16 protein-coding genes are annotated in these 20,268 nt (G+C 70.6%); 5 read left to right on the top strand and 11 right to left on the bottom strand.

What is annotated here, in order from left to right:
• Positions 1–70 precede the first annotated feature (70 nt).
• Positions 71–445: a nuclear transport factor 2 family protein gene (locus OG266_RS20255; RefSeq protein WP_266457388.1), complete on the bottom strand. Its 375-nt coding sequence runs from the start codon at positions 443–445 to the stop codon at positions 71–73.
• A gap of 135 nt (positions 446–580) precedes the next feature.
• On the opposite strand from OG266_RS20255, the gene OG266_RS20250 reads away from it, so the two are divergent.
• Complete coding sequence (locus OG266_RS20250; protein WP_371547580.1) at positions 581–2,398, top strand: prolyl oligopeptidase family serine peptidase; 1,818 nt, start codon at positions 581–583, stop codon at positions 2,396–2,398.
• Between the two features lie 174 nt (positions 2,399–2,572).
• On the opposite strand, the gene OG266_RS20245 is transcribed toward OG266_RS20250, so the two are convergent.
• The 3 genes from OG266_RS20245 to OG266_RS20235 form a co-directional block, all read right to left on the bottom strand.
• Positions 2,573–4,483, bottom strand: a complete 1,911-nt coding sequence (locus tag OG266_RS20245; RefSeq protein ID WP_371547578.1) for an NAD-binding protein — start codon at positions 4,481–4,483, stop codon at positions 2,573–2,575.
• Between the two features lie 138 nt (positions 4,484–4,621).
• The gene (locus OG266_RS20240; protein WP_371547575.1) at positions 4,622–5,383 is read right to left on the bottom strand and encodes a GNAT family N-acetyltransferase; all 762 of its coding nucleotides are present in this window, start codon (positions 5,381–5,383) and stop codon (positions 4,622–4,624) included.
• 99 nt (positions 5,384–5,482) lie between these two features.
• The gene (locus OG266_RS20235) at positions 5,483–5,917 is read right to left on the bottom strand and encodes a (2Fe-2S) ferredoxin domain-containing protein (protein WP_329546342.1); all 435 of its coding nucleotides are present in this window, start codon (positions 5,915–5,917) and stop codon (positions 5,483–5,485) included.
• A gap of 291 nt (positions 5,918–6,208) precedes the next feature.
• Here OG266_RS20235 and OG266_RS20230 point away from each other — a divergent pair, with 291 nt between their 5' ends.
• Positions 6,209–7,525, top strand: a complete 1,317-nt coding sequence (locus OG266_RS20230; protein ID WP_371547571.1) for a phytase — start codon at positions 6,209–6,211, stop codon at positions 7,523–7,525.
• Positions 7,526–7,581: 56 nt separating this feature from the next.
• Here the strand turns inward: OG266_RS20230 and OG266_RS20225 are convergent, their stop codons facing one another.
• From OG266_RS20225 to OG266_RS20210, 4 genes are all read right to left on the bottom strand, one after another.
• The gene (locus OG266_RS20225; RefSeq protein WP_266457373.1) at positions 7,582–8,994 is read right to left on the bottom strand and encodes a condensation domain-containing protein; all 1,413 of its coding nucleotides are present in this window, start codon (positions 8,992–8,994) and stop codon (positions 7,582–7,584) included.
• Positions 8,995–9,151: 157 nt separating this feature from the next.
• Positions 9,152–9,823, bottom strand: a complete 672-nt coding sequence (locus tag OG266_RS20220) for a hypothetical protein (protein ID WP_371547568.1) — start codon at positions 9,821–9,823, stop codon at positions 9,152–9,154.
• Between the two features lie 102 nt (positions 9,824–9,925).
• Positions 9,926–10,489 carry a hypothetical protein gene (locus OG266_RS20215; protein WP_371547566.1) on the bottom strand — a complete coding sequence of 188 codons (564 nt, stop codon included), beginning with the start codon at positions 10,487–10,489 and terminating at the stop codon, positions 9,926–9,928.
• 97 nt (positions 10,490–10,586) lie between these two features.
• On the bottom strand, positions 10,587–11,036 hold the full coding sequence (locus OG266_RS20210) for a DoxX family membrane protein (RefSeq protein ID WP_266457365.1): 450 nt from the start codon (positions 11,034–11,036) through the stop codon (positions 10,587–10,589).
• A 194-nt stretch (positions 11,037–11,230) separates the two neighbouring features.
• Here OG266_RS20210 and OG266_RS20205 point away from each other — a divergent pair, with 194 nt between their 5' ends.
• The 3 genes from OG266_RS20205 (at position 11,231) to OG266_RS20195 (ending at position 13,830) form a co-directional block, all read left to right on the top strand.
• Entirely contained in the window at positions 11,231–12,451 is a 1,221-nt protein-coding gene (locus OG266_RS20205; protein ID WP_329546336.1) for an amidohydrolase family protein, read from the top strand.
• A gap of 132 nt (positions 12,452–12,583) precedes the next feature.
• The gene (locus OG266_RS20200; protein WP_329546335.1) at positions 12,584–12,775 is read left to right on the top strand and encodes a ferredoxin; all 192 of its coding nucleotides are present in this window, start codon (positions 12,584–12,586) and stop codon (positions 12,773–12,775) included.
• A 107-nt stretch (positions 12,776–12,882) separates the two neighbouring features.
• Positions 12,883–13,830: an FkbM family methyltransferase gene (locus OG266_RS20195; RefSeq protein ID WP_371547563.1), complete on the top strand. Its 948-nt coding sequence runs from the start codon at positions 12,883–12,885 to the stop codon at positions 13,828–13,830.
• Between the two features lie 31 nt (positions 13,831–13,861).
• Here OG266_RS20195 and OG266_RS20190 read toward each other — a convergent pair whose 3' ends face one another.
• From OG266_RS20190 to OG266_RS20180, 3 genes are all read right to left on the bottom strand, one after another.
• The gene (locus tag OG266_RS20190) at positions 13,862–14,620 is read right to left on the bottom strand and encodes a glycosyltransferase family 2 protein (protein WP_371547560.1); all 759 of its coding nucleotides are present in this window, start codon (positions 14,618–14,620) and stop codon (positions 13,862–13,864) included.
• Between the two features lie 8 nt (positions 14,621–14,628).
• The gene (locus OG266_RS20185; protein ID WP_371547559.1) at positions 14,629–15,417 is read right to left on the bottom strand and encodes a GntR family transcriptional regulator; all 789 of its coding nucleotides are present in this window, start codon (positions 15,415–15,417) and stop codon (positions 14,629–14,631) included.
• A gap of 296 nt (positions 15,418–15,713) precedes the next feature.
• On the bottom strand, positions 15,714–19,754 hold the full coding sequence (locus OG266_RS20180) for an AAA family ATPase (RefSeq protein ID WP_371547556.1): 4,041 nt from the start codon (positions 19,752–19,754) through the stop codon (positions 15,714–15,716).
• Between the last annotated feature and the right edge of the window lie 514 nt (positions 19,755–20,268).

Here is a 20,268-nt window from a genome sequence, read left to right as displayed (position 1 = left end):
CGCCGGGCGGGGCAGGGCGTCGGGGTACGGCACCGTTTCGCTGGCGGGTACGCGGGGTCGGGCCTTGGAGTCAGTACCGCTCGACGAGGTGCTCGCGCCCCGGCGGGGGCTCGTACGGCTCCGGCCAGAAGTCGGTGATGGAGGCTATTCGACCGGACTCGTCCGCCGTGAAGAACGTGATCGCGTGCATCTCCTCCAGGCCCACCGTGACGAGGATCCAGGTGACTGCCTGGCCGGGCTCGGCGACGACACGTTCGATCCGGACATGCCAGTCGCCCGGATACTCGCGGTTGAACTGGACGAACCGCTCCCTGCCGTGGATCACCTCCCGCGTCTGAGGCAGCGTGTACACGACGTCCTCGGCCAGCATGTCCGCGAACGCCGCCCAGTCCCGGGCGTCGGCGGTGGCCCAGTAGCTCTCGACTGTCTTGCGCAGATCGGTCATGCGAAGAAGTCTGCACCCGACCACTGACAACCGGCCTCGGCCTGCGCGGCCCGGGAGACTGGTGGGGCCGCGAAGTTATCCACAGGCTGGGGACCTTGGCAGCGGAGTGTCGTGCGCGCCAGGCAATATGGGGCCATGACTGAGAGCAAGGGGTCCATGCCGGACTGGGAGAAGCGCTTCCGGGCGCCGCGGGTGTCGCTGCCGGACTGGGCGGAGGACGCACCGCACCGCTCGCTGTTCGTCTCGAACGCGACGGGGACGTACGAGTTGTACGCGTGGGACCGGGTGACGGGGGAGCAGCGCCAGGTCACGGACCGGGCGAACGGTACGACGGACGGGGTGCTCTCGCCCGACGGCGAGTGGATCTGGTGGTTCGACGACAAGGACGGGGACGAGTTCGGCATCTGGCGCCGACAGCGCTTCGACGGTTCGCACACCTCCCAGGGCTCCGACGGCTCCGACGAGCCCGCGGCCCCGGGCCTTGAGCCCTCGTACCCCGGTGGACTCGCGATCGGCCGGGACGGGCGTACGGCCGTCGTGGGGCGGTCCACGGACGAGGACGGTTCGACGATCCATGTGGTGCGGACCGGCGAGGACCCCGTGGAGATCTACCGTCACCGGGAATCCGCCGGCGTCGGTGACCTCTCGCACGACGGCTCGCTGATCGTCGTCGAGCACACCGAGCACGGCGACGCGATGCACTCGGCGCTGCGGGTGCTGCGCCCGGACGGTTCGGCGGTCACGGAGCTCGACGACACCAAGGGCGGCACGGTCGAGCTGGGCCTCGAGGTGCTGGGCTTCGCCCCGGTCGACGGGGACACACGGCTGCTCATCGGGCACCAGCGGCGCGGTCGTTGGGAGCCGATGGTGTGGGACGTCGCGACCGGCGAGGAGACGGACCTCGCCCTCGACCTTCCCGGTGATGTGGGCGCCGAGTGGTATCCGGACGGTTCCGCGCTGCTCGTCGCGCACAGCTTCGAGGCCCGCAGCGACCTGTGGCGCTATGACCTGGCGTCCCGTGAGCTGCTCCCCGTGCCGACCCCGGCGGGCTCGGTGTCCGGGGCGACGGCGCGGCCCGACGGAAGCGTGGAGTACCTGTGGTCGTCGGCGGCCGAGCCGTCCGTGGTCCGCTCCACCACGGGTGAGGTGGTCCTGGACCCGCCGGGCATGAAGTCCCCGGGATCCGTCCCGGTGGAGGACGTCTGGGTGGAGGGCCCCGGCGGTCGCGTCCACGCCCTGGTCCAGAAGCCGGCGGGCGTGACCGGCCCGCTCCCCACCGTCTTCGACATCCACGGTGGTCCGACCTGGCACGACAGCGACTCGTTCGCGGCGGGGCCGGCGGCGTGGGTGGACCACGGGTACGCGGTGGTGAGGGTCAACTACCGGGGTTCCACCGGGTACGGGCGTGAGTGGACGGACGCGCTCAAGCACCGTGTCGGTCTCATCGAGCTGGAGGACATCGCGGCGGTCCGCGAATGGGCGGTCACGTCCGGACTCGCCGACCCCGACCGCCTGATCCTCACCGGCGGGTCCTGGGGCGGCTACCTCACGCTGCTCGGCCTCGGCATGCAGCCGGACGCCTGGACGCTCGGTATCGCCGCCGTTCCGGTCGCCGACTATGTCACGGCGTACCACGACGAGATGGAAGCGCTGAAGGCCATGGACCGGACGCTGCTGGGCGGCACCCCGGAGGAGGTCCCGGAGCGCTTCGAGGCGTCGTCCCCCCTCACGTACGTCGACGCCGTGAAGGCGCCGGTCTACATCTCGGCGGGCGTCAACGACCCCCGCTGCCCCATCCGCCAGGTCGAGAACTACGTCGACCGCCTCACCGCCCGCGACGCCGTCCACGAGGTCTACCGCTACGACGCGGGCCACGGTTCCCTGGTCGTGGACGAGCGCATCAAGCAGGTCCGCCTGGAACTGGACTTCGCGGAGAGGCACCTCGGGGGCTAGCGGGTGGTTTCTTCGCCCCCTCCGCCCCTACCCGTCCCATCCTTCCGGGCTACGCCCGGTTTCAGCCCGTCCGGCGTTTGAGGACGAGGCCGTCCAGGCCGATACGGGGGTCTGGGGGCGGAGCCCCCAGGAACAAGGGACGGGTAGGGGCGGCGGGGGCGAAAAAACACCCCCCTACGCCCCCGCCCGCTCCCGAGCCCTCCGCCCCAGCAACTCCGCCAACCCCCGCCGCGTCGCGGCCAGCACCACCCGGTCCTCGGCCCGCAGCACATACGTAGAGGGAAGGTCCCACACAAGCCCCGAAGAGGACCCGGGGGCTCTGGGGGCCCTGGGGGACGACGCCGACCTCGGGTCGGTGTCCAGCGCGAGCACCCGCCACGCCCCCGCCCGAAACGCCTCCCCGACAGTCCGCCCCTCCAACTGCGCATGCCCGCCCACATCCACGGCCGCGAACAGCAGCACCCGCCGCTCCACAGGAATCGCCCCGAGAATCTGCCGCCCCATCATCGCCCCGGCGAACGCGGGCGCGGCCAGATGGGACACACTCCGGCTCCGGGTGAGGGCCCCCGGGTGCGCGGCCCGCAGCGTCCGGTACACGGCGGTCGCGAAGTCGTCGTCGTACAGCCGCAGTACGACCCGCAGATCGGGCCGCACGGTACGGGCGTACAACGCGGCCTCCAGATTCGTCGTGTCCGCGCTGGTCAGCGCGAGCAGCGCATGGGCCCGATGGATCTTCGCGGCCTCCAGTACGCCTTCCTGCGTCACATCGCCGAGCACCACGGGCACCCGCAGCCGCCGGGCCAGCGCCAGCCCCCGGGCCTCGGGATCGGCCTCGACGCACACCACGGGAATGTGCAGCTCACGCAGGCGCGCCAGCACGCGCGTGCCGATCTTGCCGACCCCGAGCAGCACCACGTGCCCGGACAGCCCGCGCGGCGGCCGGCGCAGCGCGGACCCGCTGCGGAACGTACCGAGCGCCTCGAGGACGGCGGCGAGCAGCACCGGAAGGAGCAGCAACCCGATGAGCCCGGAGAAGAGTTGAAGGACCTGTTCCCCCATCGGCCGCCCGATCGCGGGGTCGTTGATGCCGAAGAGGTCGAGCAGCGTCAGGTAGGTCGCACGCAGCGGATGGTCCCCGGTAACCAGCATCGACGCGACCGCGAGACCGACCACGCACGCCACGAGCCCGGCGAACGACCACCGCAGCCGCCGCGACATCAGTGAGCCGAACGGCACGACGCTGCGCCCCGGGGGCGAGGAGGGACCGGAGTAGGAGACGTTCTCCAGTACGACGGTTCCGCGCCCGGTCGCGGCGGCCACCGCCTCTTCGTCGGGCAGCAGCCGGGGGCCCTGCGTACCGCTGCTCTCGGACCCGTCGGCGCCCGCGGGGTCGCTGGCCGTGGTGGACAGCAGTGCCAGCGTGCACAGTCCGGGATCGGCGACCTCTCCGGGCGCGGGCGGCGGCCGTTCCACCGCGCGCAGCATCAGCCCGTCCGTCTGGACGACCTTGCTGGTGCCGGCCACGGCGGTCGCGGCCAGCGCGGGCGCGGCGGTGTCGGCGTCGGACAGGACGGTGGTGGACGCGTCGAACCCTTCGCCGCCATCGTCAGCGCCGTCGGCTCCCGCGGCGGCCAGCGCCGAGGCCTGGTCGAGGAGCGCCTCGATGTGGTGGCCGAGGCGACGGTTGTAGAGGCGCAGGACCAGCCGGATCCGCGGGTTGAGCCGCCGGGCGGTGAGCGCGGCCCGGATGTTCGTCTCGTCGTCGTCGTACACCAGCGCCAGCGCGGCGGCCCGCTCCACACTGGCCTCGGCGAGCACCGCCTCGGTGAGTTCGGCGGCTTCCAACACCCTTTCCGTGCCGGGTGGTTCGGACGTCCGGGCGGTCGCCGGGTCACCGTTCCCGGCGGCCCGGTTCACCGCGGCGGACACCCGGTCGAACAGAGCGGTGGCCCGTGTCCGTCCCACCACCGGCGGCCGCACACTCCGATGGGCGGGCGGCACGACCAGGGTCACCTGCTCCCCGTACACTCCGCGCAGTTCGGCGGCCAGCCGGTGCGCCAGGGCGTCGTCCCCGGCGACAACCATGTGTGCGGTGGCGTCGGTTGAAGCGTTCGACGCGCCTGGCGCGCTCTGAGACGGAAGGTTCCCCACGAGGGAGAAGACTGCCTCACCGGCACCGGTGGTTCCACCAGGCACGGGGAGGCGGCCGCCGTACGACCGTGATCAGTGTCGTACGTAGAGGGGTGTGCGGAAGTCCTCGGTGAACCCCGACCTGAGGTAGAGGCGTTCGGCGGTGGAGCCGACCTCGGTCTGCAGGGCGAGCTGTTCGCCGCGCTCGTGGGCCTCGGCGCTGATGGCGGTGAGGAGCAGACCGGCGTAACGGCGGCCCCGGTGGGCGGGGCGGGTGGCGACGGCGTAGATGCCCGCGAGGCCGTGGGAGTGCAGGGCCAGCGCGACGGCGGCTCCTTCGCCCTCGGACCGCAGGAGGTAGAAGGTCTGGTCGGCACGGGTGTAGTTGCGCAGGGCGTTCCGGGTGAAGTCCTCCTCCCACCAGGCGGTCTGTTCGGGGGTGTCGCCGGGCTCGGCGAATCCGGCCGCTTGGGTCAGGGCGAACTCCCGCGCCTGTCCGTCGTCGTCGACGACGGTCAGCGTGACACCGTCGGGCAGCTCCGGCCCGTCGGGCGCGGCGGGAGCGCGCAGGTAGGACAGTTCCCCGGCCCGCTTGAACCCGGCCTGCTCAAGGCGGGCCGGCCAGCCGTTTCCGCTGAAGGGGAACACCCGGACCGTCTTCGCCCCGGCCGGAATCGGCACGTCCTCGCCGAGCGGGGCCCACCACGAGAAGAACTCCTCATCGCCCTCCAGGGCAAGGGTGTCGGCGGTGATCTCCACCGATCCGCGGTGTGCCGCCATGAAGGCGAGGTGATTGGCGACGGGCGCGGGCAGCCGGTCCGCCGCGGTGAGGGAACGGTCGGGGTACGCGGTCATGCCAATCTCCTGTCGCCTGAGGGGTGCGTGGGGACGCACACCCTGTGGGGTACGCATCCTCGTACACCGCCGCCCAACTCCCGTCGCTGTCCGCATACTTCACCGGCGCGCCCGCGCCCGTGCCTCCCGCGGCGGCCGGACGAACTGCAACTCCAGCGTGGCCGGCGGTTGCGCGATCCCCGGCCCACCGGCGGCCGCCCACTCGATGAGTTCCTCGGTGCAGTCGTCCCCCATCGCGAACCCGATCCAGGTCACCTGCCCACCGCCGCGCCGCCCGGCCCCCGAGGGCTGTACGACGACGACATTGGCCTGGTCGCACGGCCCGAGACAGTCCGAGGTCCGCACGGCGAACCGCCCCCCGGACGCCTCCGCCCCGGCGCGCAGCCGCTCCAGCTGCCAGGTGTGGTCGTCGGCCGGGTACTTCCGCGGGTTGCCGCAGCAGCACCCCCGGCAGACGACCAGGGTGCAGGGGCGGGACGCGGCGGCCCCGACGGCGACCGTACGGGACCGCTGGCGCGGGGCGTTGACTGTCACCGGGGGAGACCTTTCGCAGGGGAGCCGATCATCACCGTACGAGACCCCTCGCCCACCCGACAGGCCGCCCCCACAAGGCCGCTCGCCCACCCGACAGGCCACCCCCACAGGGCCGTTCGCCAAGGCGCGGGCGACCCGGCGCGACAAACTCAGGCGAACTTCCGCTGACGTACTGCCGAACTCCCCATGACGGCATGGACAGTTGACGGACCTCTGGGCGCAAGCTTCTCCCCGCACCATCGGCATGACCTCGACATGTGGTCGATGCGTCCCGACAGTAAGGAAACGCTTGTGAGAGCGCACCGCACCCCACGGAGAGCCGCGGCCCTCGCCCTGGGCACCGCACTCGTCAGCCTCCTCGCGACGTCCCCCGCGGGGGCGGGCACGTCCGGTCTGCCGGTGGTGACCGCCACCAGCGAGGCCGCCGCGCTGTACGACGACGAGGCGGGCGGCAACTCCGACGCGGACGACCCGGCGATCTGGCGGAACGCCGCCGACCCCGGGCGCAGCCTCGTCGTGGCCACCGCCAAGGAAGGCGGACTGAAGGTCTACGACCTGGGCGCCCGCCTGGTGCAGTCGCTGTCCGCCCCGAAGCCGCCCGCCGAGGACGACGCCCCGGGCCGCTTCAACAACGTCGACCTCGTCTCCGGCCTGCGCACCTCCGCCGGCCGCACCGACGTGGCGGTGGTGACCGACCGGGGCAACGACCGCCTCCGGATCTACCGCATCGACCTGTCCCGTCCCGGCGGCCCCCTGACCGATGTCACCGACCCGGCGGCCGCGCCCGTGTTCTCCGCCGACCAGAGCGAGATCAACGACCAGCGGACCGCGTACGGCCTGGCCACCTGGACGAACAAGGCGACCGGACGGACGTACGCGCTGGTCAGCCAGCGGGAGCGGACCCGGCTCGCGCTGCTCGAGCTGGTTCCGGCGGCGGGCGGCAAGGTCGGCTACCGCAAGGTGCGCACACTGGACCTGCCGTCGTCCTTCAAGCTGCCCGACGGCACGTCGTGGAGTGCGTGCGCAGAGCCCGGCGAACTCCCGCAGGTCGAAGGCATGGTCGTCGACCCGGCCACCGGCACGCTCTACGCGGGCCAGGAGGACATCGGCATCTGGCGGCTGCGCGCCGACCTCACCGGCAAGCCGGTCCTGGTCGACAGGACGAAGGAGTTCGGCGTCCCCGGCGTCTACGACGAGGCGACCGAGGAGTGCGTGCTTGGCGCGGACCCCGGCTACGGCGGCAAGCGCCTGTCGGCCGACGTCGAGGGCCTGACCCTGCTCCAGCAGCGGGGTGGCGCCGGATACCTGCTCGCCTCCAGCCAGGGCGACAACACCTTCGCGCTGTACGACCGTGACGTTCGTAAGAGCAACGCCTACGAGGGCGGCTTCCGCGTCGGTGCCGCCTCGGAGACCCTCGACAGCGTGGAGGAGTGCGACGGCGCCGCCATCCTGAACGCCCCGCTGGGCAAGCGTTATCCGCGCGGCCTGCTCGTCGTGCAGGACGGCCAGGAGACCCCGGAGGTGCCGGACGGGGAGGGCGGCACGCGTACGGCGACGGGCTTCAAGTTCGTCGACCTGGGGGCCGTGGTGGACGCGGCCGGCCTGTGACGTAGGTACCCCGCCGGCCACCCCGGGCTTGAGAGGCTGCTGCCCGTCCCCGCCTCTCAGGCCCGGGCGCGCCCGGCCAGGGCCTCTTCGCGGTCCCGCGCGACCGACCGGATGCGTTCGCGCAGCCCCTCGGCGTACAGCCGCATGTTCTTGTACGCGATGTCCGTGTCCGGATAGCGGCTGGCGAACTGCAGGCCCTCGTGGAGCCGGGTGACCCAGGCGCACACCTGGTCGCCGTACGAGATCCGGATCAGTCCGTACGCCTTCAGGTCCTGCCACCGTTCCGACCCCGGGGTGTCGCGCGTGTCGACGAGCGAGACGATCGAGTACAGGTCGGGTGAGGTGGGCCGGAAGTCGGAGCCCAGCAGCCGCAGTACGCGGGCGATGGGCATCCGCGACAGCGGCCGGCCCTCGCGCAGCGCGGCGCGAACCATCCCCAGCGCGCTGTCGAAATCTGCCGCCCGGGCCACCGGAATCTCGATCGGCGCGCCGCCCACGTACCAGCCCATCGAGTCCGACCACTTGGACTTCGCCCTGGTGTGGAACGGCACGACGGTGCGGTACACCTCCTGCCCGCCGATCTCGCGGACGATGAGGGCGGTGGCCGCGAGGATGCCGACCAGGCTTCCGCCGTACGGCCTGCAGTACGCCTCGAAGGCGGCCGCGTCCGCGTCGTCCACGAGCATCTCGTGCATCAACTTCTGGGCGGGCAGCGGACCTTCGGGTTCGAGGCCGAGGTCGACGGGGAAGCCCGGCAGCTTCCCGTCGCACTGGGCGATGAACTCCCGCCAGCGGGCGACGATCGCGTGCGTGTCGTCGATCTCGTCGGCCTGCGCACGCTCGATCGCGCAGAAGTCGACGTAGCTGGCGATCGGTGCCGTGGCGACGGCGCGGCCTTCGAGGCCCGCTTCGTAGAGCTCGTGGATCTCGGCGGCGATGCGGTGGAGCGAGTACGCGTCGACGTTGCTGTGGTCGAACGCCATGTAGACACTCGCGCCGTCCTCCCGGACGACCGCCGTGTAGATGAAGTTCGGCCAGCTGAGCGCGTCCGCCGCGACGTCGAAACGGTCCTGCAGATACCGGGTCAGCGTGGCCGCTTCGGCGAAGTCGCCGACGTCCTCGCGGTGCAGCACGACCGCGTCGGCGTCCAGCGTGAACCGGCGCATCTCGTCACCGCTCCACCGGAAACCGCTGCGCAGCGTCTCGTGCCGAAGTGTCCAGTCCCGCAAGGCGTGTTGCAGCACGTCGAGGTCGACCTGCCCCGGGATGTCGAACGCGGTGCCCAGCCAGGTGGGCACGAACAGCCCGTCGTCCCGCACCGATCGGGCCGTCCGCACATGGGACTCCTGCACATACGCCGGTGGCCGGGAATCCTCCGGCAGGCCGGCCGCGGCCTCGACGGTCCTCGGATGCAGCGTCCACTCCACGAGACATCCGGGCCGGATCTCGCAACGCTGGATGTCGGTCATTCGCACGGGGCTCTCCGATCGCATGCCCCTGGGATGCGGGTAGGGCAGTTGAGGGGCGGATTCGCCCGGACCAACGATTCGGATGATCGGAAAGAAACGCCGTGGCGGGAAGGCGGTACCCGTCAGATGTATCCGTCACACACCGGTGAGGTACTGGTCACAGGTGCAGCATCGACATGATCTCCGGGCTTCGCACGCCCGTGGACACCTGGGGAAGGTCCTGGCCCGGCCGCATCCAGCCCGCCTCCTCGGCGGCGGCGACGGCGGCTGCCTCGGCCGCGTCCGCACTGGCGTTCAACGTCTCGTTCACGCCCAGGCCTTGGGCTCCGGCGGCCTCCGCGGCGGCCCGGGACGCGTGAACGGCGGCGCGGCAAGCGGCCACCGACAGCTCGCCGTCGCGGTCGTGGAGTTGGCCCATCTGGGCGGCCTGAGCGGCGGAGGCGGCGGCGTTCCTGGCACAGCGCGAGTCCGCCGCGGGCGCGGGGGCGCTCTCGGAGAGGACGGCGAAGGCCTGAGCGGCGACGCGGGCGGCGTGGGCGGCCTTCCAGGCGATCTCTTTCGCCGCCGGTCCGACTTCTGCCGTTCCGCCGGCTGCCGCCCCGCCTTCCGCCGGTCCGCTGGCTGCCGTTCCGCCTTCCGCTGTTCCGTCCTCCGCCGTTCCGTCCTCCGCCGTTCCGTCCTCCGCCGTTCCGGCTTCGTGTAGCTCGGCGGAGCCGTGCCGCTCGATGTAGTGGCAGATCGCGGCGGCCCGGGACGCGGCACTTCGGGTGCGTGCGGCGTGACTCGACCTGAGCGTCTGCTCGGGCTCGTTGCCCTTCGGGTCGCTCATCTCCGCCTCCTCCGTCGGGACGACAGTGCCCGGCAGGATGGCAGGTACGGCGCGAAGAGACCAGAGCCGCGCGGCCGGTTCAGGCCCGCGCACGGAGCGCCGTCAGCCGTCGGCGGGCGCCTGACGGGAGGGCGGCAGCAGGAGGTCGCGCTCGGGATGCTTCTCGCCGGTGACGCTTCCCCGGATCCCGAGGTCCTGCCGGGCGGCCTCGTGGAAGGCGTTGATGGCGCGGAAGGCGGTTCGGTTGCGTCGGCGCCAGTCGTCTAGGCTTCCATCGATCTTCCCGGTCGCCTGCCAGACGATCTCCGCGACCAGCACGTTCAGTTCGTGCCCCTCCTCGATGGCGTCGTCGCCGCCGAGAAGCATGACGCGCTCGAAGGAGCCACCCCATACGCGGCTGGCCTCCGAGAGATCCTCACGCAGCTCGTGCTCGGACCTCTCGCTCTCGGCCAGGCCCTCCCGGACCTCGTACAGCCGGACGGCCGTGGCGATCCTCGCCTTCACGGCGTCCACGTAGTCCCCGTACGCGTCGATCTTCTTGTCGTCCCACCGCGTGAGGAGCTGGTAGCGGTTCCGGCTCCTCTCCATCAGGTAGGTGGTGACGTGTGTCATCAACGCACCGAGCAGTACTGCGGCGATGGTCACGAACTGCTCGCCGGTGCTCAACTCGTCCCCCAGTCATGCCTTCCGAAAACGACTGGATGATCTTACGAGGGTGGGCGGCCGTTGGTCCGCGACTTGCCGAAGTGCCAGTGGCAACCCCCTAGTTGAAGAGCCCCAGCGCGTTGTCGAGGGACCACACCTGCCAGCTCATGGCGAAGAGTGCGACGGCGGAGATCAGGGCCATCATGAGGTTCTGCCCCTGCTCGGCCCAGTCGTGGATCATCAGTACGAGGTAGATCAGGTTGAGCAGGAGGCCGCCGACGAGGGCGATCGGCGTCAGGAATCCGGCGATCAGACCGAGGCCGAGGGCCAGTTCCGCGTAGGCGACGACGTACGCCATCAGGCGGGGCCTCGGCGCGACCACGCGGTCGAAGCCGAGCCGTACGAAGGGCCATCGGTGCTTGGCGGCGATTCCCCCCGCCCACTTGATGCCGCCGCCCGTGAACCAGTCCTTCTTGTCCTTGTGACGCCAGCTCTCCAGCCACCACAGGCCGACGCCTATGCGCAGGACCGCGAACCACTCGGCACCGCTGAGCCATGTCGTCTGCATCTCCGACGTCCCTCCCCGGAATTCCTTCTATCTGATGGATCGTCAGTTGAGCGGACTCGGTTCGAGATCGCAAGGGTTGGAAGGGGTGCTTGCTCTTGCTGTCGGGGGAGTGGTCCCCTAGCCTGAATCTGATGGATCGTCAGATATGGCGTCGGGCAGGGGCCGGAGAACCGGCAGGCAGCAGGGGGTTGGGCGTGGTCAGTACCGAGAGCGGCACCGGGGATCTTCCCAGGGTCATCAGCGTGGACGATCACGTGATCGAGCCCGCGCACCTCTTCGAGACATGGCTCCCGAGCAAGTACCGCGACAAGGGTCCGCAGCCCTTCACCGCCGGTATCGGTGACCTCCAGTACATCGGCGGGAAGTACCGGTTCACCACGGATCCCAAGGGCCAGATCACCGACTGGTGGAGGTACGAGGGCGAGGTCTTCCCGTACAAGCGCATCATCGCGGCCGTCGGCTTCTCGCGCGACGAGATGACCCTCGACGGCATCACGCGCGAGCAGATGCGGCGCGGCTGCTGGGACCCGAAGGCGCGCCTGGAGGACATGGACCTCAACCATGTGGAGGCCTCGCTCTGCTTCCCGACCTTCCCGCGGTTCTGCGGGCAGACCTTCGCGGAGGCCAAGGACAAGGAGGTCGCGCTCGCGTGCGTCCGCGCCTACAACGACTGGATGGTCGAGGAGTGGTGCGGCGACAGCGGAGGGCGGCTCATCCCGCTGTGCCTGATCCCGCTGTGGGACATCGACCTCGCCGTCGCGGAGATCAGGCGCAACGCGGCCCGTGGCGTGCGGGCGGTGACCTTCAGCGAGATCCCGACGTACCTGGGGCTGCCGTCCATCCACTCCGGCTACTGGGACCCGTTCTTCGCGGTGTGCGAGGAGACCGGGACCGTGGTCAACATGCACATCGGCTCCTCGTCGCAGATGCCCGCGGCCTCGCCGGACGCACCACCGGCCGTACAGGCCTCGCTGAGCTTCAACAACGCGATGGCGTCGATGATGGACTTCCTCTTCTCCGGGGTCCTGGTGAAGTTCCCGCGCCTCAAACTGGCGTACAGCGAAGGGCAGATGGGCTGGATCCCGTACGCCCTGGAGCGCGCCGACGACGTGTGGGAGGAGCACCGGGCGTGGGGCGGGGTGAAGGATCTGATCCCGGAGCCGCCCTCGACGTACTACTACCGGCAGATCTTCTGCTGCTTCTTCCGGGACAAGCACGGCATCGCGTCGATCGAGACCGTCGGCGTGGACAACGCGACCTTCGAGACGGACTACCCGCACGTCGACTCGACTTGGCCGCACACGAAGGAAGTGGCGGCGGACCACGTGGCCGGTCTCTCCGAAGAGGTGACGTACAAGCTGTTGCGGGGGAACGCCATCCGGATGCTGCAACTCCCCTTTGACCAGGGCAAGTAGACGTCAGGGGCACCCTTGATTCAGTTGATTGTCCGGCGGGCAGTCAAGTGGGGAGGTCGGAAGTCTGCTGGATTCCGGCCGGCTCGTCGGCCCGCTCCGAGGGACGGCGCCCTCTTGCCAACTGGAGTGCGAATGAAGGTCTCCGTCGACCGCGACGTGTGTTACGGCTCCGGTGACTGCGCCCACCGGGTCCCCTCCGTCTTCGCCCTGGCGGACTCCGGATACGGCACCGTCCTGCCGGGCCAGGAGGACAGGGGAGACGATCCACAGGTGCGGGAGGCGGCCGACTGGTGTCCGTCCCAGGCCATCGTCATCGCCGAGTAGCGCCCATCGCCGAGTAGCGCCGGAGGGCCTGGCTTCTCCGGCTCCAGTGCGCCCCGGAAGGACCGGCGCGCTACGGTTTCCGCTGGACCCGGCGGAGAGGCGAGCGGATGCGTGATCCCATTTCAGGGGCTGTTTCAGCGGCTGTTTCGGAGGCTTTGGTCACCCTCGGGCGCCGGTACGTCCGTGCGGCCCCGGGCTCGTTCGGAAAGGCGCTGCTGGCCACGCGTTTTCTGAACGCCCATCTGAGGGAGCACCCGCGCCGGCGGGTCGTCGAGACGCGATCCGGCGCCCGGTTCGCCGTCGACACCCAGGACCTGATCCAGCGCTACCTGTACCTGTTCGGCGTGTGGGAGCCGCACATGACGAACTTCCTCCAGAGCCGCTTGAGGCCGGGCGACGGTTTCATCGACGTCGGAGCCAACATCGGCGTGTTCAGCGTGCTGGCCTCACAACTCGTCGGCGATGAGGGCCAGGTGGTGGCGATCGAGGCCTCGCCGGTGTTCCATCAGCGGCTGTTGCAGGAGGCCCGGCTCAACGACTGCGGCAACCTCCGCGCGGTCAACTCCGCGGTGTCGGACAGCCGCCAGACACTGACATTCGTGCTGGCGAGCTCGCGCAACATGGGGGCGAACAGCATCGTTCCCTACGACGGCCCGGCGGAATCCACGTTCGAGATCGAGGCGCTCCCGCTGCCCGAGCTGCTCGATCCCTCGGAGATCGCCAACGCCCGGGTGATCAAGATCGATGTGGAAGGCGCGGAGGGAAAGGTCGTCCGCGGCCTGGCGCCCATGCTGGACAAGCTCCGGCCGGACGCCGAGATCTGCATCGAGGTCACGCCCGACCGGATGGCCCAACTCGGCGACTCCGCCGATGAGTTGATGAAGACGATGACGGGCGCCGGCTTCCACGTCTTCCGGATGGAGAACGACTACGCCCCGGGGAGCTACCCGCCCGCACTCAAGCGAGCGCACCGTGTTCCGATGCGCTGGCGCGGGCCCCTGCTCGGCGAGAGCGACCTGATCTTCTCCAGGCTGGATGTCGAGGCGCTGCTCTGAAGGCGGTGAACCGCCCGCTGTGGAGCTCGGGTCAGTCGGAGACGGGGAAGCGCCAGCCGAACGAGGCCAACGCCCTGGCCCTGGCCTCCACCACGGCCATACGGGCTTCCCGTTCGGCCGGATCGACGTGCGAGGCCTGCCCCGTCGCCTGCCCTTCCCACTTCCGGTAGAGAAGCCCGACCTCCGCCGAGAACCACCCGCGGCTGACGGCGCTCAGCGCGAGCAGGAGACCGGTGTCCTCGGATGCGGGCAGCGCCATCCAGCCGCCGAGGGCGAGCACCAGGTCACGCCGTACGAAGAGCGTCGCGGGGTGCACCTGCGCGCGGAAGCCGTTCGCCTTCCAGAAGTCGAGCACGGCACCGCGCTCGACGGGCCCGTTGTCGGGGTCGCCCGGGAAGCCGGCGGTGGAACCGTCGGGCAGAAAGTCCAGGACCCGGGAGGTCGCCCAGCCGATGGTGCGGTCCCCTTCGAGGGCGGCCAGGTCGCGGGCGAGCGCACCCGGAGCGAGCTGGTCGTCGGCGTCCAGCACCTTGACGTACTCGCCGTCGGCCTGGGCGAGCGCGATGGTCCGGGCGACGCCCGGACCCCCGGGCCGGCCCTGGCGGAAGGTCACGCGCTCGTCCTCGGGCACGTGCGGGGCGACGGTGTCCGTCCTCCCGTCCTCCTGGATCACCCAGTGCCACTCCCAGCCGTCCGGAAGCACTTGCTCGCACAGCGACTTGTAGGCCTCCGTCAGGAAGTGGGCCGAGGGCCCGTGGACGGCAGTGACGATGATGATGCGCCGGCTCACGGCAGCACTCACCACCTTTCCAGTGGAGTGGTGAAGAGCAGCTCGGTGCGATCGCCGGGCAGGATGATGTCGGAGAGGTCCACGACGCGGTCGTCGAGGTCGTGGGAGGTCTTGCGCAGGACGAGCACGGACGTTCCGCGCGGCAGCTCCAGTTCGTCCGCCTCCTCCGGTGTCGGCGGCCGGGCCGTGACGCGTTCCTCGATGCGGTCCAGCTCGATGCCGACGGTGTAGAGCTGGTTCTGCGAGCCCCCGGGCCACGGCTCCTTGGTCTCGTCCAGGAGATCGGGATTCCCCGCGATCATGTCGCGGACGAGGTAGGAGGTCACCAGGTTGAAGGGTGCGGTCTCGGCGGCGTAGCGCGTCCGGTAGGTGCGTTCGACCAGCGCGGTCCCTTCGGGGACGCCCATGGCCTCGGCGATGTCCTGGGGCGCCTCGATCTCGCGGTAGGACGCGTGGAAGACGAGGTCGTCCAGTACGAGGCCGGTGTCGTGTTCGGTGGCCCCGGTCTGCGCCCGCTCCGCCACCGGCTCGCGCACCCGGCCCTTCTCCCACTGGTGCCGGGAGTTCGCGCGCCGCGCCATCGTCCGGGGGCGCCGGACGAAGTTGCCGCGGCCGTGCTGCTTGTCGATCAGGCCTTCCTCGTGCAGAACCCGGAGCGCGTTCTGAACGGTGGGCACGCTTCTCTTGTAGTGGCCCGCCAGGTCCGTTTCCGACGGCAGCCTGTCGCCGGGCTTGCGCCTGCCTTCACGGATGGACCGGCGCAGGTCGTCCGCGATCACCTCGTACGCCTTTGGCACAGCCGCTCACCGATCCGTCGCGGGGGGCCTCAGCCTACGACTCCTAAAGAGGTCTTGACGAGTCGGGAGACGGCTGTGAAGGAGCCGGTCCGGTGTCGCAGGGCATGCAAGAACCCGACCGCTGGAGACGGGGGATGCACCAGCGATCGGGTCCAACCCAAGCGTAACAAGGCTGCCGGGGCGGCGGGAGTCGACTGCTCAGCCGCGTTGAGGCGTTGTGATCGGGATCACGTACCTCGGTGCGTGACCCGGGCCGGTGGCCGACGCCGGGTTCCGCCGCCGTTCGCGGGCCTCCGCTACTGGTCGCACGGAGACTCGTACGAGAGCCGGGGCAGATACTCGTGCCATTTGTCCGGTGTCAGAACACCCCGAGTGGTCGAGCAGATACGGCGAATGGCCTCGTCGACGTCGAGGTTCCAGAGCCGGACGGTATCGGCTCCGCTGGATACGCCGAGCGTGTGGCTCTTGGCGCTGAACGAAAGGAAATTGCCGGTTTTGGCGTTGGGGCTCATCGACTGGCCGATCGGGGTGGCCCTGGACGGCACGGTGACGTCCCAGAGCCGGACCGTGTTGTCGTTGCCGCCGCTCGCCAGCCTGGTGCCGTCCTGGCTGAAGGTCAGCGACACCACCGATTCGGTGTGGCCCGTGAGCGTGGACTCCAGCCGGGGCGCCCGGTCCTTGGAGGAGTCGGTGACGTCCCAGAGGCGGACCGTGTTGTCGTCGCTGCCACTGGCCAACGTACGGCCGTCCGGGCTGTAGACGAGTGCGTTGATGGGCCCCAGATGTCCCGTGAGGGGTGCGCCGAGCAGTGTCGCGTGGCGTGGGTCGGCCACGTTCCAGAGCCGGATGGTGACGTCCGCGCTGCCGCTGGCCAACGTACGGCCGTCCGGGCTGAAGGCGAGGGAGTTGACGTACCCCTTGTGGCCGGTCAGGGGCGCGCCGAGCCGGACAGGGTGGGACGGGTCACTGACGTTCCACAACTGGATGGTGCGGTCGTCATAGGCGGTCGCCATCGTGCGCCCGTCCGGGCTGAAGGTCAGCGCGGCCGCGAACCGTGTCCGCAGGGCGACGGGCTCTCCGTAGGCGACGGGCCGGGACGGGTCGCTGACGTTCCACAGCTGTACCGCGCGGTCTCCGGTCACCACCGCGAGTATGCGGCCGTCGGGGGAGAAGACCGGCTCACGCAGCTCACCCTCCCCGGGCATGAACGGATCGCCCAGCGACACGGGCCGGTCGGGATCCTCCACGTTCCACAGCCGGACCTTCTCGTCGCGCGCGGCCGTGGCGAGCACCTTCCCGTCCGGGCGGAACGCTCCGATGCGGCCGATCATGTCCGATGTCGGTATCGACCACAGGCGGACCGTGTTGTCGCCGCTCCCGGTGGCCAGGGTCCGTCCGTCGGGGCTGAATCCCAGGGCGTACATCTCACCGCTGCTCCCCGCGAGCGGCTCGCCGACCTGCGAGGGGTACGCCGGATCGCTGACGTTCCACAGACTCGCCGTACTGTCCTGGCTGGCCGCGGCGAGCATGGTTCCGTCAGGGCTGAAGGCCACCGACCAGATGGGACCGGTGTGGCCGGTGAGCGGCGCGCCGAGCGGTTTCGCGTGACGGGGGTCGGCGACGTCCCACAGCCGGACGGTGTTGTCCGCACTGCCGCTGGCGAGGGTACGTCCGTCGGGGCTGAAGGCCACGGAGTGCACCAGGCTCGTGTGTCCGGTCAGCACCGTGCCGATCCGCACCGGATGACGCGGATCGGCCGTGTTCCACAACCTGACCGTGTTGTCGTCGCCCCCGGCCGCCACCGTCCGTCCGTCCGGGCTGAACGCCACGGAGCGTACGGCGTCGGTGTGGCCGGTCAGAGCGCCGAGTTTCTTCGGCCGGCTCGGATCGCGCACGTCCCACAGACCGACGGTGTGGTCTTCGCTCGCGGACGCCAGAGTGTGTCCGTCCGGGCTGAAGGTGATCAGGTAGATCGTGCCGTCATGGCCGGTCAGGGGCGTGCCGAGCGGGCGCGGGTGGCCGGGCTCCCGCACGTCCCACAGCCGGATCGTGCCGTCGTCGGCAGCGGTGGCGAGAGTGCTGCCGTCGGGGCTGAAGACCGCGCTGCTCACCCAACTCGTGTGGCCGGTGAGGGGTTTGCCCAGCGGCTTGGGCCGAGTCCGGTCCGATACGTCCCACAGCCGCACGGTCCGGTCGTAGCTGGCGGTGGCCAGGATCAGTCCGCTCGGGCTGAACGAGGTGAGGTACACGGCGCCGGTGTGCCCGAGGAGCGGTGTGGCCAGCGGCGCGTTCACGATCGAGATCAGCCGGTTGTTCGCGCCCTCGTCGTCCGGCCGCAAACGGTGGGCCACCAGGTCCAGTTGAGCCGACAACGACGGGTCCGTGTACTGGACGCGATCGGCTTCGGCGATCACCTGCTCGAACACCGCGTCGTTCCGCTGCTGCCACGCGACCACCGCCGAACCGACGGCCAGCATCGCAAGGACGACCAGGGCCGACACCGCGCCGCGGAAGATCCAGACCGTGCGCTTGCGCAGCCTGACCGAAGCGGCCAGGAACTCCACCGCGCTCCGGGTCAGGAAGGTGTTCCCGGCGGTTTTCGCCCAGCCACGGGCCTGCTCCAGGCGGGAACCCCGGTAGAGGAGTGACGTGTCGCGGTTCGAGCCCTCCCAGGCCCTGCCGTCATCCTCCAGTTGCTGGCGCAGCAGGTTGCTGTTCTTGTCCTCGCCGATCCAGTCGCGCAGGCGCGGCCAGGCGTGCAGCAGCGCCTCATGGGTGATCTCCACGGTCTCCGCGTCGAGCGTCACCAGCCGGGCGCGAACCAGCGCCTCGAGCGATTCCTCCGTCTTGCCGGGGTCCGTCGACTCCTCCGCCAGCTGGCGCCGCGTCCCCCGCCGCCGGGTGGCCTGGGTGTCCTCGCCCAGCCGGACCAGCCGGAGCAGGAGCAGCCTCGCGGCCGTACGCGCCGCCGGATCGAGGCCGGACCAGGCCTGCTCGGCGGTCGCCGCCACCGCCCCCTGGATCCCGCCCGCCGCGCGGTAGCCGGCCAGCGTGAGCCTGCCCGCCTTCCGCCGCTGCCAGGTGGCGAGCAGGGCGTGGGACAGCAGCGGCAGCACCCCCGCGTCGTGCGCCCCACGCGGGCCGTCGGCGCTCAGCTCCCGGACGATCAGTTCCGCAAGGCCCGGCTCCAGTTCCAGACCCACGGCCTTGGCCGGCCCGGTCACCGCCTCGCGCAGCTCCGCGGTGGCCAGCGGCCCGAGCACCATGTGCCGGTGCTGGAGCGCGTCGGCCAGTTCGGGATACCCGAGACACTGCTCGTAGAAGTCGGCGCGTATGCCCAGGACCACGAGCACGGGGGCCGGGTCGACGGGGACACCGGCGTCCGCGGGGGCGGCGGGCGAGCACGCGGCGTGCAGGAGCTGGATGAAGGTGCGCCGCTGAGCCTCGTCGGAGCAGAGGGTGAACGCCTCCTCGAACTGGTCCACGATGACGACCGGAGGGTCGGCGGAGGACGCCTCGCGCCGGGCCCACGCGCTGACGGCCATCCGCACCTCGTGCGCGAAACGCGGAGTACAGGGGTCCTCGGCCGGGTGCTCCTCCCCGTCCTCCTCGTCCCTCGCGGTGGAGAGGACCTGCGCGAGTTCAGGGATCCGCCGGGTCAGCTCCGCGAGCGGATCGCCGCCCGGCACGAGCTGCAGAACCACCCTTGCCCGGCCGTCGTCGTCCCCTCGGGCCCCGTTGCGCAGCGCGGGCACCAGACCGGCGTTCAGCAGAGACGACTTACCCGCCCCCGAGGCACCCACGAGCATGACAAGGCCGCCGGTCTTCTCCGCTGCGTCGAGCTGAGCGATGAGAGCGTCCGTGCTCCGCTCACGGCCGAAGAACCACCGGGCGTCCTGCTGACGGTAGGAAGCCAGCCCCCGGTACGGACACACGGCCGGGGCCTCGACCGCGGCGTGTTCCTCCGCTTCCGCGGACGCCGGGGCACGGTCGCCGACGGGGACGGCAACCGCTCGCTCCCAGAGGCGCTGCCACTGGACCGGGTCGTACAGGCCCGGGGACACCGGCACGGGCCGCAGGCGCCGCGCATCGGGTATCAGGATCTGCAGCACCGCCGCGAGCGCGGCGAACTGGGCAGGTACGTTCTTGGCCCGTCGCCAGTCGCTGATCCGCTGGGCGGACACCCGCACGGGCCGCCCGCGTTCATCGACCCGATGCAGCCGTACGACCGCCTCGGCCACGCGACTGAGGGGAGGATTGCCGGCCTCCTTGTAGAGCAGCGCGAGACGCTCCGCGAAGGCAATGCGTGCCCCTGAGTCGGAACTCAAGGCCTCCACCCCTTACTTCCCCCGCAGCTGGTCATCCGGACCGGAAAACTCACCTTATACGGCTGACCTGCGGCTAAGCCGCTCGTCCGGCTCCGGAACCTCCTCCGCGCGACCCACAACTGGCAGGATCACGCCCCAGTAGCGAACCAACCGCGCGACGCCCGGCCAAACCACCAGCTCAGCGCTCGGAGACCAACTCATGACGCTGCGTTTTCGGTCAACTTCCACTGAAGTGACGAAACGGCGGCGACGGCCCCGTAGCGAGGCCCTGTAGAGATCCACGGAGCCGACCCCAACCGCGACCGCCATCGCACCGACAAGGGCCCGGCTCCTCCTCGACCCACCCGACCCGCCCCTGATCCACTCGATCCGCGCCGGTACGGCATACGGCACGGACCGACTCCGCCCGCACCGTTCGGTACCGGTCCCCACGTGGGGAGGGACCGGTACCGAACGGTGCGGCATGTTTCGGGGCGAGGGGACCGGCATACGCCGGTCGGGCGCGAGCAGTGATCACACCTAG

The organism is Streptomyces sp. NBC_00554, assembly GCF_041431135.1.
Taxonomy (GTDB): Bacteria; Actinomycetota; Actinomycetes; order Streptomycetales; family Streptomycetaceae; genus Streptomyces.
This window is presented reverse-complemented; position numbering and strand designations above follow the sequence as displayed.

Coding starts and splice junctions, on each gene's coding strand:
- OG266_RS20255 (WP_266457388.1), bottom strand. CDS start 445: ATGACCGATCTGCGCAAGACAGTCGAGAGCTACTGGGCCACCGCCGAC.
- OG266_RS20250 (WP_371547580.1), top strand. CDS start 581: ATGACTGAGAGCAAGGGGTCCATGCCGGACTGGGAGAAGCGCTTCCGG.
- OG266_RS20245 (WP_371547578.1), bottom strand. CDS start 4,483: ATGGTTGTCGCCGGGGACGACGCCCTGGCGCACCGGCTGGCCGCCGAA.
- OG266_RS20240 (WP_371547575.1), bottom strand. CDS start 5,383: ATGACCGCGTACCCCGACCGTTCCCTCACCGCGGCGGACCGGCTGCCC.
- OG266_RS20225 (WP_266457373.1), bottom strand. CDS start 8,994: ATGACCGACATCCAGCGTTGCGAGATCCGGCCCGGATGTCTCGTGGAG.
- OG266_RS20220 (WP_371547568.1), bottom strand. CDS start 9,823: ATGAGCGACCCGAAGGGCAACGAGCCCGAGCAGACGCTCAGGTCGAGT.
- OG266_RS20210 (WP_266457365.1), bottom strand. CDS start 11,036: ATGCAGACGACATGGCTCAGCGGTGCCGAGTGGTTCGCGGTCCTGCGC.
- OG266_RS20200 (WP_329546335.1), top strand. CDS start 12,584: ATGAAGGTCTCCGTCGACCGCGACGTGTGTTACGGCTCCGGTGACTGC.
- OG266_RS20195 (WP_371547563.1), top strand. CDS start 12,883: ATGCGTGATCCCATTTCAGGGGCTGTTTCAGCGGCTGTTTCGGAGGCT.